The sequence below is a fragment of the Bradyrhizobium yuanmingense genome, assembly GCF_029167105.1.
GTDB classification, from domain to species: domain Bacteria; phylum Pseudomonadota; class Alphaproteobacteria; order Rhizobiales; family Xanthobacteraceae; genus Bradyrhizobium; species Bradyrhizobium yuanmingense_A.
The window spans coordinates 66,419-80,984 of sequence record NZ_JARFML010000006.1 but is presented as its reverse complement, the minus strand read 5'-3'; the positions used below and the strand labels follow the sequence as shown (position 1 = coordinate 80,984).

Sequence of the window (14,566 nt, the reverse complement as noted above, 5' to 3'; positions counted from 1 at the left end):
AGAAGACCGGTCACGACGCCATCACCCCGTCAGGTGCGTTCGCGCAGCACGAAGCCGGAAATGCCTTTCGGCAGCACCCGGACGACGATGATGACGGCGACCAAGAGGCCGATCTGGCCGAATAGCTGTCCCTGCCAGGACGTCATTACTGATTTCACCACCGCAAGCACACCACCTGCCGGTGCCGTGCCGAGGAAGACATCAGCGCCGCCGATCACGACGGTGACGAAGGCCTCCATGATGAAGGTCGCGCCCATGGTCGGCACCAGCGTCATGGTCGGTGCGTATAGGCCGCCGGCAAGCCCGGCGAGCCCCGCCCCGCAGGCGAACGTCAGGCTGTAGATCAAGCGCGTGTCGACACCGAGTGCCGCCGCCATGTGCGGCACCTGGATGGTGGCGCGTGCCAGCACGCCGAAGCGCGTCCAGTTGAACAGCGCATAGAGCGCTGCGAGCACGCCGAGCGCGGCGCAGAACAGCACGATGCGATAGATCGAATAGGAGTAGTCGCCAACCTGGAAACTGCCGAACGGCGTTCCGACGCCCGCCATGGTCGACCCCACCATGATCAACGTGCCCTGCGTCGCGATCAGGCTGAGGCCCCAGGTGGCAACGATGGTGTCGAGCGGTCGGTCGTAGAGATGGCGGATCACCGCGAGCTCCACGACGACGCCGACCAGCGCCGACACGAGCGTGCCGGCGAGAATTCCAAGTGGCAGCGGCAGGCCGGCATGCACGGTCGCAGCGGTGACGTAGGCGCCGCACATGATGAATTCGCCATGGGCGAGATTGATCACGCCCATCATGCCGAAGATCACCGCGAGCCCGCAGGCCGAAAGCACCAGAAACGCGAAGGCGTCGCCGAATTGATAGAGCGCCGAGAAGACGTGGGCCGCAATGTCCATGAAACAACCAGGATGCAGGAGGATGCGGCGTTGCCATCGCAGATGTCCGTGGTCGCCCCGGCGCGCCGCAGGCGCCGGGGCGACCTGCCGCCGGTCAGGGCTTCGGCGGCGGATTCGACGGCGTGTACTGGGCCATCGGATCCTTCTTGGTGAGGTCGCAGCCGGCCTCACCCAGCCAGTACGGCTTGATGTCCTCCCAGACCTTTGGGAAGGAGATCGAGTGATCGGCGCCGACCTTGGCGAGATAGATCGTGTGCGACATGTGCTGGCTCTTCGGGTCGATGCAGACCTTGCCCTCCGGAGCGTCCATGCAGACGTCGCCCAGCGCGATCACCTTGCGGATCTCCTCGCGCTTGGTCGATTTCGCGCGCTCCACCATCTGCTTGTAGAGATAGACCGCGAGATACGAGTTCTCCGCCTCCTGGTTCACATAGGGCTCGCTCGGGAACTTGGCCTTGAACTTGGCGTAGAACTCCTTGCTCTTGGGCGAGTCGATCTCCTCGATGTAGTTGGTGGTGACGAACATGTCCTTCAGGCTCGGCGGCTTGAAGCGCTTGTGCTCGTAGCCCTGGCCGACGTTGACCGAGGAGGCCATCGGCAGGTTGACGTTGGCGGAGGCCGCCTGCTCGTAGTAGGAGGCCTGCGCGGTGCCGACCAGCAGCGTGACCACGAAGTCGGGCTTGGCCTTCTGGATGTTCTGGATGCTTTGGGAGAACTGAGACACACCGAGCGGGATGAACTCCTCGCCGGCCATCTTACCGCCGTTCTCCTTGACGATCTTGCGCACCCACTCCGCCGAGATCTGGCCGAAATTGTAGTCGGCGGCGAGCGTGTAGACGTTCTTGCCATACTTCTCCATCATGTAGGGGATGAGCGTGGAGAACTGCTGCTCCGGCACCGCGCCCGTCACAATCATGTGGCCGTCGCAGACGCCGCCTTCGTATTGGTTGTTGTAGAAGGCGAAGCCGTTGAACTGGTCGACGATCGGGCGATACGCCTCGCGCGAGGCCGAGGAGAAGCCCGCGAACACGACGTCCACCTTGTCGCGCTGGAGCACGCGGCGCATGAACTCCTGGTAGCGGGTGTTGTCGGACTGGGTGTCATAGGTGACGAGCTCCAGCGGCCGGCCCATGATGCCGCCGGCCTTGTTGATCTCCTCGGCGGCGAGCTGGATGGCGTGAACCTTGCCGATCGTGGCCGCGGCGAAGTCGCCGGACTGATCCTCCAGCACGCCGAGCTTGATCGGGTTTTCCGCCGCAAGCGCCAGGTGCGACCCGAGGGATGATCCGAGGACAAGCGTCCCCGTGAGGGCTGCGGCGCGCAGCCCCCGCAATACAGACTTGGTCATTTTGCTTCTCCTAGATGGCCTGCTTCTTGCCGCCTTGCAGCGTGATGCCGGTCGTGCGGCCGGACGTATCGGGCGGCTTCGCCCGCCTGCTCAGAAACTCTTCGCAATAGAGTTCCATGTTCTGCCGCGCGCGCATGCTTTCGCGACGGAGCTGGGAATAGGCACCTTCCTCGTCGAGGCCGTCCTGCTGTATCAGCAGGATGACGGCCCGGATCACCGCGCGGCGGCCGCGGCGACGCTCCTCGAGGCCCTGCAGGCGCTCGTACATCTCGGCGCGCAGCAGGAACTGGTTGATGCCCATAAACAGAGACGTGTAGACCGCGCCGCCATGCACCGGCTTGCGCAGGAACGAAGTAGCGCCGAGATTGACCAGCGCCTTCAGCCGGCTCGGCGCCTCGACGCCGACGAGACCGATTACCGGCACCGGGGGCAGTCGCGAGGCTGGGTTGACTTCGATCGCGACCGCGCCTTCGAGATCGCCGTCGATGAACAGGATGTCACGGTCGGCCTGGAGGCTCGCCGCATTGATCTGGGCGCGGCCGTCGATGATTTCGGGATACTCGGTGGAGACGCCGAGCTTAGCCAGCGTCGTTTCGAGAGCGCTTTCCCACCCTCCTCGCCTGGTGACGACGATGGCGCGGCCGCCCTTGAAGTTCTGTAGCAGTCGGGAGCTCATGATTGCACCACTTTCAAAAGCGGAGAGCGCATTGCGCTGGCAAAGCGCGGCGACGACTGAACGAGATAGGGATCCGGCGCGATCGGCTCGCGTGATTCCAGCAGCACTTCGAACTGGCCGTTGGCGGCCGAGCGGCCGATCCGCGGCGTAAGCCAGGCATGAAAAGTCTGCCGGTCGATACGGACCTCGCCTTGCGGCGCGCGCAGCCGCTGGTCGGCAACAGCAGCCCGCACCGTGCGGGCATCATCGGTTCCGGCCTGCGACAAGGCCGCAGCGAGCAGCTTGACGGCGATGTAAGAGGCTTCGGCATCGGCCGAGGACACCGGTCCATCCGGAAAGGCGCGCGTATAGGCGCCGATGAAGGCGGCATTTTCGGGCGAGTTCAGCGACGAGAAATAGACGCTCGAGGACAGATGCCCATCGACCGCATCGGGGCCGATCTCCGGCAGCTCCGGTTCCGACAGCGTGCAGCTCGCAACCGGGATCTCCGAGGCTTGATCGATGCCGCGGGCTCGGCAGGCGGCGCGGAATGCACGGAAGAACGCGTAGGCGCTGGTGCCGATCAAATTGTTGAAGACGAAGTCGGGGCGCTGGTCGATGATCGCCGCGATGACCTGGTCGACCTCGATATCGCCGACCGAGAGGTAGCGCTCGGCCAGCACGGTACCGCCCCGCGCCGTGAGCGCCTCGCGGAAGATGCGGTTGTTCTCCCACGCCCAAATGTAGTTGGAACCGACGCAGAAGGCGCGGCTGCCGACGCGCGAGGCGAGATAGTCGACCAGCGGCAGGACGTGCTGATTGGGCGCCGCACCGGTGTAGATGACGTTGTCCGAGCTCTCGAAGCCCTCGTAATGCGACGGATACCAGAGTAGGCCATCGAACTTCTCGAAGCAGGGAATAACCTCCTTGCGGCTCGACGAGGTGTAACAGCCGACCAACTGGCGGATGCCTGAATTGAGCAGTTCGTGACTGAGCGAGCGGTACTGGGCGAGATCGCCAGCCGGATTGACCACGACCGGCTCCAGCACAATCGCGCCGGCGGCGGCGTTGATCTCGTTGAACGCGAGCAGTGCGCCGTTGAGCATCGAACGCGCGACGACGCTGTACGACCCCGTCGTCGAGAACATCACACCGATGCGATATAGCGTCCGCGTCATCACTCGATCCAAAACAAAAAAGCGCCCGCCGGCCGTTAAGCCGAGGGCGCCCTCGCCGCCAACCAAACACGCAAGATGCGTGGCGTTGGAAATGGTTTGAACTCGTCGCGTTGACGGGCTGTGCTGCCCAACGCGCTTGAACGATACGGTCGTTGAGATCGAAACCGAAGTCAAGCGCGTTATTGCAGCGCAGATTGCTGTAATTCATATCGCCGTGCAGCAAATCTGTGCAACGCGGCGGCATGTGCTGACGAGATAGCATGCGTTGCATTGTCCTGCATGGCAGGTGCGAACTCGAATGTGCGGATCGCGATCGGCGCCAGTAGAGGTGCAAGATTGGCTGTTCGACAGCTTGGAGACAACGCGTTGCGCCTGGTCATGCGATCTCGTTTGCGCGTTCGGCGTCCACGCGGGCATTCGGCCGCGAAACCGAGCGAGACGAGCTAGCCTTATTGGAACTGACAGGGATTACAGGAGCAGGCCACGGCCATGCGGAGCCACTTGGTGCGAACGCTCCTCTGGGACCGAGGCGATCGCCGATGAGGAAAGGCAACGACGGCTGCCTTTCCTAACGGCCGGATTCCGGAAGGCAAAGTGACAGATGACGCTGTCTAGGCTTTCACCGACATCGCGGAGGCGATGTCCATGAGTGGCCATCCACTTCTCGATCCGGCGCACGCCAATATGCCCCAGTCCCGGCTGAGCAAGGAGTTCGGCCCTGGTATGGAGCGACGCAATCTCGAGGAGATATTTCATGCGCGTCAACGGCTCTCTGCCGATCAATGCCGCAAGGGGGCTGTGAACCAATATGACTGCAATCCGCTCCGGCAACTGACCGTAGCTTTGCTCGAAGGCTCTCCTCACGGTCAGTTCCACCCGAAGCTGCAAACATTCCAAGGATCGTTCTAAGATCACCTCTAGCAGAGCCGTATGGCGTTGTCCTTGCTGTACACGCCTCGGTTGATCTCGATTAGACAAGTTCTAGATCGAAGGCGCTCCAAATCGAAATCGGAACACGCCAAATTCCGCCGAACGGATCGCGAATGAAATGGGATGGGACCCGTTAAGCGATGAGTTCCCGGCGCGAGATTGTCGAGAGCAGAGACTCCGCAATCTCCTGCGACCGCACGGCAATCACCGAAAGCAGCGTGTCGCTCAGGCCGTGAGAGGATTCCGAATAGCCCTGGAGGTGGATCTGCGGCCGGAACGCTGGATTGGTCACGAGCCGGTAGTTGCGATCCAGCGCCGCATCGCGAATGTAGCGGCGGATCGGTTCGAGAAACCCGTGCGGCGTATCCCTGTCGTATCCCGTCGCCAGAATGACCACGTCATAGGTCGAACGACGGTTTTCGCCGCGAAACTTGTCGATCACGCCGATCTCGATGCCGTCCGGTCCCGCATCCACATTGCTAATCTCGCTGCGGGGACGCAACACGACCCTTGCGTCGCCGCCGACGCGCTGCTGGTAGAGCAGCCGATACAGCTGGTCCAGCAGGTCGGAATCGACGACGGCATAGTTGGTGTTCCGGAAGTTGCGGACGATTGCATCCCGCCGGTCGGCAGGCTGCGCGTAGACGAAGTCCGTATAGTCGGGGTTGAAGATCTCGTTGACGAAGGGACTGCTGTCGGACGGCTTGAGAGCATGGCCGCGGAAGATCAGATCGATATGCGCTTCGGGACATCGGCCCTGAAGATCGACCGTTACCTCGGTCGCGCTCTGTCCGCCACCGACGACGGCCACGCGCACGGGCCGACCGCGCGGGACAATGCGCTCGATCAGGTCGAGATAGCGGCTGGAATGCAGCAGCCTGCGATCGTCGGCAGCCTTGGCAAACACCTGCGGAACATAGGGCTGGCCTCCCACCGCGACCACGAGATTTCGCGCCAGCCGCACGGTCTCCCCGCCGGCGAGCGAGCGCGAATGCACCCGCAACGACGTCACCGTCTGCCCGGCCGTCACCGGCTCGACGGCGACGATGGTCTCGCCGTAAGCGGCCTGCGACTTGAAATGGCCCGCCACCCACTGCAGGTAATCATTGAACTCGACCCTGCTCGGATAGAACGTCCGGCAATTGATGAAATCCAGCAGGCGGCCGCGCTTGTGCAGATAGTTCACGAAGGTGAAGGGACTGGTCGGATCGCGCAAGGAGACCAGATCTTTGAGAAACGATATCTGCATGTCGCTGCCCGGAAGCAGCATGCCGCCATGCCAGGTGAAGTGCGGTTGCTTCTCCACGAACAGCGGCGTGCATTTCAGCCGTGATCGCTTCGCGCATTCGTCCAATGCGATGGCGAGTGCGAGGTTGGAAGGCCCAAATCCGACGCCAATGACGTCGTGCTCGATCGCAAGTTGATGTGACATGAAGCCGCGCTCCGCTTGCGCTTTAAGAGGAGACCGTTGGGCCGGCGGCTGCCGGAAGCCAAAGCCGATCGCCGAAGAAGCGCTCGCGCAACAGCATGACCAGGGTCGCGCGCTTGTGGGGAAAGTCGAAGTTCTTGATCTTCGCAAACCCCGAGCGCTCGAGATTGCGAAGCTGCTGGGAGTGCGCCGCCGCCGGCTCCCCGACGATCCGCTGCGTACGGCAATCGTCGAGAAACATGTAGTGCATCAGAGACGGCAGCCACGCGCTGATGTAGCGACCGCCGCGAAAAGCGTCCTCGCCCACGACCACGTGCCATCCCCGGTCATAGTCATCGGCATCATAGAACGGCGCGATGCGATTTTCCTTGGCCCAATAGAGCTCGAAATAGCCGAACGGCTCATCACCGAAGCAGCCTATCAGCGGCAGCATATGGGGATCAGCCAGGATGCCGGCCAGATACCGCCGATGCTTGTCGAGATCACCCGCCTCGTTCCAGAACGCATCGACGCGGGGGTCATTCATCCAGCGATGCAACAAATGGAGATCATTCTCGAGATCGGCCACGCGAAACGAGATGACCTCCGACAGCCAGGGAATGAAACGGCCGTACACCTTTCCCGCCGGCTTTGCGGCGCGGCGCGGATGGCGCTTGCCGTCCGTCATGACGTGGAGTTGCGGCAATGGCGGTCGTCCGGGGTTGACCAGCCAATTGTCCCGCCGCTGCATGACCAATTCGGGCATCAGCACCAGCTGCCCCTCGGACACGATGGCGAGACCACTCTCCGTCAGCTCTCGTGCAAGCGGCGCTCTTCCAGCGAAGTCCAGAACGAGCCGATCGGCGCCCGGTCGCCAGGCAAACAGCGCCTCGGCGGACGCCGACACCGCCCGTGCCGCAACCTCGCGGTCGTCCGAAGCATTCAGGATCTCGATGTGATCGACGCGCTCGCGCAGACGCAGTTCCAACGCGGTCACATCCGCGGCGACGACGCGAAGACGATCGCCCTCCTGGAAAACGGTCTGGGCGGAATATGGGCCGACCGGGAACGCACGAGGTCCACTCCCGGAATCCGAAGCCTTGTTCATCCGGCCCTCGCATCTCGATCATTGCTGAGGCGTGGTGTAGATCACTCACCTACAGGCTGACAAGAAATGCGCGCACACGCAGATTAGATTCTCTACAAATCTGACGGCCTGTCACGGAACGGGATCGCATGACGTGGTTTGCGTGCGACAGATGGCACCAGCGGCTCGCTAAAATGTGTCTAAAGCGGCGCATGGGTTGGAACTGCTGAAGCCCCAACGACGTTGCTGGCCTTCGCCTCGCTTGCGACGATCTTGCCGTCGCGCAGCCGCACCAGATGATCCGCAATCCCGAAGTAGCGATCATCGTGTGAAATCACGATGATGGTCTTTCCGAGACGCTTCAGATCGGGCAGCAGCTCCGTATAGAAGATGTGCCGGAACGCCGGATCCTGATCTGCGGCCCATTCGTCGAACACGAGCACGGGTCTTTCCTCGAGCCATGCATTCATCAGCGCCAATCGCTTGCGCTGTCCGGTCGACAGGTCCGTCGTCGTGAACACGCCGTTCTCGACCGAGACCTTGTGCGCAACCTCCAGCCGCTGGAGATAGCGTTCCGCGACATCAGGAACCACGCCCTCTCCACGAATGAGATCCTCAAACAGATAATAGTCGGAGAAGATGGTCGTGAAGAGCTGGCGGTAATCGTCGCGTGTCTCCGTCAGGACCGGCGAACCGTCCCGCAGCACGGCGCCGCCATGCGGAGCATAAAGGCCCAGCAACAACTTGATCAGGGTCGTCTTTCCGCTGCCGTTCTGCCCCACGATGAAGACGATGTCGCCTTGCCGAACGAGCAGATCAACCGGCCCGAGGACAAAGGGATCGCTGCCCGGCACGGCGCGAAAAGCATAGGTTACGCCGCGGAGCTCGATGGATTCGATGGTGGTCTTGGCGGGCGCAGCGGGAGCACTGGCCAGCAGATCGTGCTCGGGGGTCGAGAACTGCTCCGAGAGCTCCGCAATGCGGCGCATCGCGACCTGGGCGCGGCCGAGCGCCGGCAGGATGCCGATGACCTGGTCGATGGGCCCGCGCATAAAGAGCAGCACCAGCACGAACCCGCTGGACACCGCAGCGGGACTGTCGGGCCACAGGAACGGTCGCAAGGTCAGCGCCACGCCGATCACGACGAAGAACAGCATCGTCCCGAACGCCCGCGCCGTCACGAACAGATTGATCGACCTGATCTGCACCGAGCTGATCCGGTCAACGGTCTGCTGGAGCTGCTCGACATAGACGCGCCGACGGCGCACGCGATTGAGACGCAGCTCCTTGGCGCCTTCGGCGATCGCGCGATACTGCTTGTGCAGCTGATCTTCGGCCTCTCGCGCGGCGCTGAAACCGCGAACGCCGCGCGTCCTCGCATATCCATGCGCCAGCGATCCCAGAACGATGACGACTCCCGTGATCAGGAAAAGCTGCCAAGACAGCACCGCCAGGTAAACCATGCAGCCGAGCGCGATCACGAGCGACACGAAAAAAGACGAAAAGAAGAACGCGAAATCGCTGATCGTGTCGACGTCCTGCGTGAGAACCGGGATCAGGCGATGCGTCCGGTAGATTTCGAGCTGATCGATCGGCGCAGCCAGGATTTTGGCGGCGAGCGACTTACGAAGCTCGGCGATGATCCGCTGTCCGACATAATTGGCGCTGATGTCGGCGCCAATGGAACCGATCAGGATCAGAAGGCACAGGCCAGCGAAGGCGAAAAACAGCGTTACCACGTCGGCCCGCGTGGCATAAAGCCCATGATTCACGACCGCGAGCAACGCCGCGACGGAGGCACCGCCGACCACTCCCAGAACGCTGCCGCCGAGCACGAGTGGCCAGTAAGGCCGCAGGAGCTGCAGGATCTGCGTCGTCAGGCCGCTTCGTGAGTTCATGATGAGAGCCGCGCTGGAGGAGACCTGAAGCCAACCTATATGGCCGGACAAGCCGTGCCGAAGTGATGCGAATACATGATGGCGGCCCCGCAACTCCAGCGCTTATTTTCGCTGCTCTTTCGATGGATTCTAATTTGGGATCGGCAATGCCTTTAATATGATGCGGGTAGTATCGCTTTTGCATCGCAGCCGGCGAGCGAGCAGGATTTATGATCCAGAGCCGTGCCAGGCCGCGACATCCGGACATCGAAGCGCTTGCAGGCTGGCATCGGACAGGGCCGGTGGAGAATGACTTTGGACTTGCTGATCTCCGAAACCCGCATCGCGCTTCCCGACGCCGCCGGCCTCGCCGCGCGGATGATCGATCATCTGGCCGAGCATGACATTGCCTTCGAGGACCGGGACGGTCTCATGGTGGCAAAACTGCCGTTCGGCACCAGTTCCCTCGCCGTCGAGGCCGAAGCGCTCAAGATCCGCGTCGAGGCCAACGACAAGGGTAATCTGGAAATGCTGCGCTCGGTCGTCGCCTCGCATGTGATCGAGTTCGCGGGCGACATTGCCCCGACCATCATTTGGTCCGGTCACGAATCCAGCGGCGGCACGCTGGCCAATTTCCGTGAAGTGCGGCTGAAGTCCGCGAGCGCCCTGACGCCGCACATGCGGCGGCTGACCTTCACGGGCGACGATATCGCCCGTTTCGTGAATGACGACGACCTGCACGTGCGGCTGTACTTCCCGCCCGAGGGCCTCGCCAAGCCCGAATGGCCGTGGCCCGCGCCCGACGGACGTATCCTGTGGCCGGAGCCGGACCGCAGGCCCGTCACCCGCTATTACACGATCCGCCGCATCGACTTGCAGAGCCGCGAGATCGACATCGACTTCGTGGTCCATGATCATGCCGGGCCGGGCTCGGCGTTCGCCGTGAACGCGACGGCCGGCGCCATCTGCGGCATGGCCGGCCCGCTCGGCCGGGGCATTCGTCCGGCGCGCTGGATGCTGCTGGCGGGCGACGAAACCGCCCTGCCCGCCATCGCGCGAATCTTGGAGATGCTGCCCGCGACAGCGGCGGGTGAGGCCTTTATCGAGGTCGCAGACCGGCGCGAGGAAGTTCCGCTGGTCGCGCCGGCCGGGGTAGCGATCCGCTGGTTGCATCGCGAGGGCCGTCCGGCCGGGACGACGCAGCTCCTGGTCGACGCTGTCAAGGCGGTGCGATGGCCGCACCATCAGGACGTCTTCGCCTGGATCGCGTGTGAGGCGCAGGCGTTGAAGGCCCTGCGCAACCATCTGCGCGATGAGCGAGAGCTTTCCCGCGACCAACTTCTGGCCGTCGCCTATTGGAGCCTGCGCCAACCATGACGATCCAACACGCGCAGACGAGCGAAAGGACGCTCGCCTTGCCAACCGACGTCACGCAGGCCTCGCTGGAAGCGCCCGCCCCCTTGTTCCAGCTCGACCAGGTCGGCTTCGCGGTGGCCGGGCGCGCGCTGCTCGAACCGCTGACGCTATCCCTTCCCGCACGCAGCGTCGTCGGGCTGATCGGCCATAATGGCTCCGGCAAATCGACCTTGCTGAAATTATTGTCGCGCCAGCAGCCAAGCTCGTCGGGAACGATTCGTTTCGAAGGCCGCGCACTGCGCGCCTGGAGCGATCGGGACTATGCCCGCAAGGTCGCCTACCTGCCGCAGCAGACGCCGCCCGCCGCCGGCATGCTGGTCAAGGAGCTGGTCGCACTCGGCCGCTACCCCTGGCACGGCGCACTCGGACGGTTCGGTGACATCGACCGCGAGAAGGTCGCAAACGCCATGGCGTTGACCCATATCGAACCCTTTGCGGATCGCCTAGTCGATACGTTGTCCGGCGGCGAGCGCCAGCGGGTGTGGATCGCCATGCTGGTTGCGCAGGACGCCGAGTGCCTGCTGCTTGACGAGCCGACCTCGGCGCTCGACATCGCTCATCAGATCGAAGTGCTGTCGCTGGTCAGGCAGCTCGCCCGCGAGCGCAATCTCGGCGTGGTCGTGGTGCTCCACGACGTCAACATGGCCGCCCGCTTCTGCGACGAGATCATCGCTCTGCATTCCGGGAAGCTGATCGCGCGCGGCACACCGGACAAGATCATGACGCCGGCCGAGCTCGAAACCATCTACGGCATCCCCATGGGCGTGATGCCGTCGCCGGACCATGGCCATCTCATCAGCTTCGCGCGGTGAGCGCCGTCAACCGCGCTGCGGTCGCAGCAGCCAGATGAGATAAGGTCCGGCAAGCATCATGGCGAAGATCCCGGCGGGCATCTGGAACGGGAAGATCACCATGCGTCCAGCCCAATCCGCCGTGACCATCAGGATCGCCCCGATCAACGCGGCCAGCGCCGCCTGATGCAGCGCGCGCTGCGCCCCCATCATCCGTGCCATATGCGGCGCGATGAAGCCGACCAGGCTCAGAAGACCAACCATCAGCGTGGCCGTCGCCGTCAGCAACGCGGTCAGCAGCATGATGATGACGCGGCTCCGCGTCAGCGAGATGCCGATCGATCGCGAGGTCGCAGGTCCCAGCGGCAGGATATCGAGCCAGCGCGACAGCATGGGCACCATGATCAGCAGAACGAGCGCCGCGGCGGCGAGGATTGCGGCCTCGGCCGGACCGATCTGGTAGAGCGAGCCCGTCAGCAGCGACAGCAGCGTGCCGATGCGGGGATCGCCGGTCGCCAGCGCCATGGCAATGATCGCACCGAATGCCGCGCTCATGGCGACGCCTGCCAGCAGCACGCGCTCCGGACTGAACTCGGACCGCCGGCTGAACAGCAGCACCAGCGCCAGCACGATGAAGGCGCCGATCCCGGCCGCTGCTATCTGCTCCAGCCGGGTATGGGCGGGAAAGAGATAGAGCAGAACGATCACGCCCATCGCCGCGCCATAGCTGATGCCCATGACCTCCGGCGCGGCCATCGGGTTTCCGGTCATCCGCTGCAGCAGCACGCCGGCGACCGCCAGCGTCGCGCCTGCTGCCAGCGCCGACACCACGCGCGGCCAGCGCCACGGCCAGAATTCCTGCAAGCCCGACAGGCCGCTCCAGCGCCAGCCGTCGGAGCCGACGCCGAGGGCGAGTGCAATCCAGACGGCAAGCAGCAGCAAGACGAGCGCGAACAGGATCACGCGCCAGGGATGATCGAGCCGCGCCGGAGCGGATGGCGTGAGGTTTCCCATCGGCATGGTGGCCCGCAGCCGCGGCAGCAGCACGAGCAACATTGGCGCGCCGATCAGGGCCGTCACCGCACCGGCCGGCATTTCGCGATAGCCGGGCGGGATCAGAAGCACGAGCTGATCCGTCAGCCACAGCAGCAGGGCGCCGCAAAGAGGCGCCCAGATCAGCCGGTCGCGAAAGCGGCGCGCGCCCGAGAGCATGACGATTGCCGGCGCGGACAAACCGACAAATCCCATGACGCCGACCACGCTGACGACTGACGCACTGAGCGCGATCGCGATGACGAGCGCGAAGACCCGGGCCCTCGTCAGTCCGAGGCCCAGATTGCGCGCGGTCTCGTCGTCGAAGCCGAGCAAGGTCAGCGGACGAACCATCGCCGCGATCAGCACGATCGAAATCAGCAGCCGCGGCGCCAGGAACGTGACGTTGCTCCAATCCTGCTGATTGAGGAAGCCGGCGCCCCAGATGAACAGCCCGATCAGATATTCGTGGTTGAGCAGCACCAGCGCCTGGGTGGTCACCGCGCAGTAGTAGCTGACGATCAATCCGGCGAGCACCAGGACGACGGGCGACAGCGCACGCTTCCAGGTCAGCCCGAACACGCACAGGAACGCAGCGAACCCGCCGCACAGCGCAATCCACTCGCGGCCGAAGGCCAGCAGCGACGGCGCCCACAGCGTCGTCACGGCCAGCGCAAGATAGGCGCCGTTCAGGACGCCGATGGTGCTCGGCTCCGCAAGCGGATTGCGCAACACCTGCTGAGAGACCGTGCCGGCAAGACCGAGGGCGGCGCCGGCCAGCAGCGCCACTGCGATGCGCGGAAACACGGTGTAGTGCACGAGCATCTGGTGGGGATCGGTGACGTCGGGCCGCCACAACACCGGCAGCCAGGCGCCGACGGGCAGATATCCGGACAGGTTGCGCCAGGTCAGCGCGGCCGCGGCTGCCAGCAGCAAGCCGATCAGCACCGCCGGATGCATCTCCAAGCCGGACCGGCCCGGCAGTGCCTCAACCTTGCTCATGGCTTTCCCGCGGCAGACGTTCGGCGAGAAGGCGGGCGAAACGTTCTGCCGCCGGCACGCCGCCATAGAAGAACTGATTGCCAAGGACCGTCAGCCGATGCGAGCGAAGAGACGGCAGGGTTTGAAGCACAGGGCTTGCCTTCAGTAACGCTTCGACATCGGCCACCCGCGAGGTCATCAACACCAGCCGCGCGTCCGGAACCGCGGCGAGCACTTCGAGCCCAACACTGGTATGGCCCCAGGGGCCGCTCTGTCCGGTCCAGGCATTCCTCAATCCACACTGATCGAGCACCTCCTGGTAGAGGCTGTTCGGACCGAACACGAGCGCGCGGTTGCGCGCGATCTCGCTGACGAGATAGAGCGGCTTGCCGCCGCGACCCCGGAGCCGCTCGCGATAGCCGGCCATGGCGACGTCGAAACGGGCGAAATAGGCTTCGCACGCCGACTGCACCCCGAGGCGTTTGGCAAGCTCCAGCGTCGAACGGCGCGCCGTGTCGAGAGGATGCCCGCCGGGTCTGAAGATCGTGAAGGTTTCGACCGGCGCGATCAGCTTGAGCCGGGGGACGGCGGCCGCAATGCTGGGATCGATGACGATGATGTCGGGGGCGAAACTCTGCAGCAGTTCGAGATTCGGCTCCGAACGCAGACCGACCTCCTGAACGCTGGGCGGAACAGGCGGCTCGACGACGAGCCGGCCATAGCGCTCGATCTCCGGAATCACCAGCGGCACGACGCCGAGCGCCAGGATCGTCTGGGCACAGGCCCAGCCGAGCGCGGCAATTCGGAGCCCAGATTGCGGTCCACTGGTTTGGGCAAATGCCATTGGCCATGGGCCCGCAATGGCCACCCCTCCGATCGCCGCGCCCGCGCCGAGGAGCGCACGGCGCGACAGCCTATGGTCTGCAACAGACGTGCTCATGGGATCCGTTCAGGCGCCTCT

12 protein-coding genes are annotated in these 14,566 nt (G+C 63.9%); 3 read left to right on the top strand and 9 right to left on the bottom strand.

Annotation, left to right across the window (positions count from 1 at the left end; genetic code table 11):
- Nucleotides 1-29: 29 nt before the first annotated feature.
- From P0R31_RS09905 to P0R31_RS09890, 4 genes are all read right to left on the bottom strand, one after another.
- Complete coding sequence (locus P0R31_RS09905; RefSeq protein WP_275513915.1) at nt 30-902, bottom strand: ABC transporter permease subunit; 873 nt, start codon at nt 900-902, stop codon at nt 30-32.
- A 94-nt stretch (nt 903-996) separates the two neighbouring features.
- The gene (locus tag P0R31_RS09900; RefSeq protein WP_275513914.1) at nt 997-2,250 is read right to left on the bottom strand and encodes an urea ABC transporter substrate-binding protein; all 1,254 of its coding nucleotides are present in this window, start codon (nt 2,248-2,250) and stop codon (nt 997-999) included.
- Between the two features lie 10 nt (nt 2,251-2,260).
- The gene (locus P0R31_RS09895; protein ID WP_275513913.1) at nt 2,261-2,926 is read right to left on the bottom strand and encodes an ANTAR domain-containing response regulator; all 666 of its coding nucleotides are present in this window, start codon (nt 2,924-2,926) and stop codon (nt 2,261-2,263) included.
- Entirely contained in the window at nt 2,923-4,083 is a 1,161-nt protein-coding gene (locus P0R31_RS09890; protein WP_275513912.1) for a transporter substrate-binding domain-containing protein, read from the bottom strand. Before P0R31_RS09890 ends, P0R31_RS09895 begins: the two co-directional genes overlap by 4 nt.
- A 645-nt stretch (nt 4,084-4,728) precedes the next feature.
- Here P0R31_RS09890 and P0R31_RS09885 point away from each other — a divergent pair.
- The gene (locus P0R31_RS09885; protein ID WP_275513911.1) at nt 4,729-4,992 is read left to right on the top strand and encodes a hypothetical protein; all 264 of its coding nucleotides are present in this window, start codon (nt 4,729-4,731) and stop codon (nt 4,990-4,992) included.
- Nucleotides 4,993-5,146: 154 nt separating this feature from the next.
- Here P0R31_RS09885 and P0R31_RS09880 read toward each other — a convergent pair whose 3' ends face one another.
- The 3 genes from P0R31_RS09880 to P0R31_RS09870 form a co-directional block, all read right to left on the bottom strand.
- Nucleotides 5,147-6,445, bottom strand: coding sequence for a lysine N(6)-hydroxylase/L-ornithine N(5)-oxygenase family protein (locus P0R31_RS09880; protein ID WP_275513910.1), 1,299 nt, complete (start codon nt 6,443-6,445; stop codon nt 5,147-5,149).
- Between the two features lie 22 nt (nt 6,446-6,467).
- Nucleotides 6,468-7,529, bottom strand: a complete 1,062-nt coding sequence (locus tag P0R31_RS09875) for a GNAT family N-acetyltransferase (RefSeq protein WP_275513909.1) — start codon at nt 7,527-7,529, stop codon at nt 6,468-6,470.
- A 179-nt stretch (nt 7,530-7,708) separates the two neighbouring features.
- The gene (locus P0R31_RS09870; protein WP_275513908.1) at nt 7,709-9,406 is read right to left on the bottom strand and encodes a cyclic peptide export ABC transporter; all 1,698 of its coding nucleotides are present in this window, start codon (nt 9,404-9,406) and stop codon (nt 7,709-7,711) included.
- A 222-nt stretch (nt 9,407-9,628) separates the two neighbouring features.
- Between P0R31_RS09870 and P0R31_RS09865 the strand changes: the two genes are divergently transcribed.
- The gene (locus tag P0R31_RS09865; RefSeq protein WP_275513907.1) at nt 9,629-10,762 is read left to right on the top strand and encodes a siderophore-interacting protein; all 1,134 of its coding nucleotides are present in this window, start codon (nt 9,629-9,631) and stop codon (nt 10,760-10,762) included.
- Nucleotides 10,759-11,613: an ATP-binding cassette domain-containing protein gene (locus P0R31_RS09860; RefSeq protein WP_275513906.1), complete on the top strand. Its 855-nt coding sequence runs from the start codon at nt 10,759-10,761 to the stop codon at nt 11,611-11,613. The genes P0R31_RS09865 and P0R31_RS09860 overlap by 4 nt, the downstream gene beginning before the upstream one ends.
- 6 nt (nt 11,614-11,619) lie before the next feature.
- Here the strand turns inward: P0R31_RS09860 and fhuB are convergent, their stop codons facing one another.
- A complete protein-coding gene (gene fhuB, locus P0R31_RS09855; RefSeq protein WP_275513905.1) occupies nt 11,620-13,626 on the bottom strand; it encodes a Fe(3+)-hydroxamate ABC transporter permease FhuB in 2,007 nt (668 codons plus the stop codon).
- Entirely contained in the window at nt 13,613-14,545 is a 933-nt protein-coding gene (locus tag P0R31_RS09850; protein ID WP_275513904.1) for an ABC transporter substrate-binding protein, read from the bottom strand. Before P0R31_RS09850 ends, fhuB begins: the two co-directional genes overlap by 14 nt.
- Nucleotides 14,546-14,566: the final 21 nt, after the last annotated feature.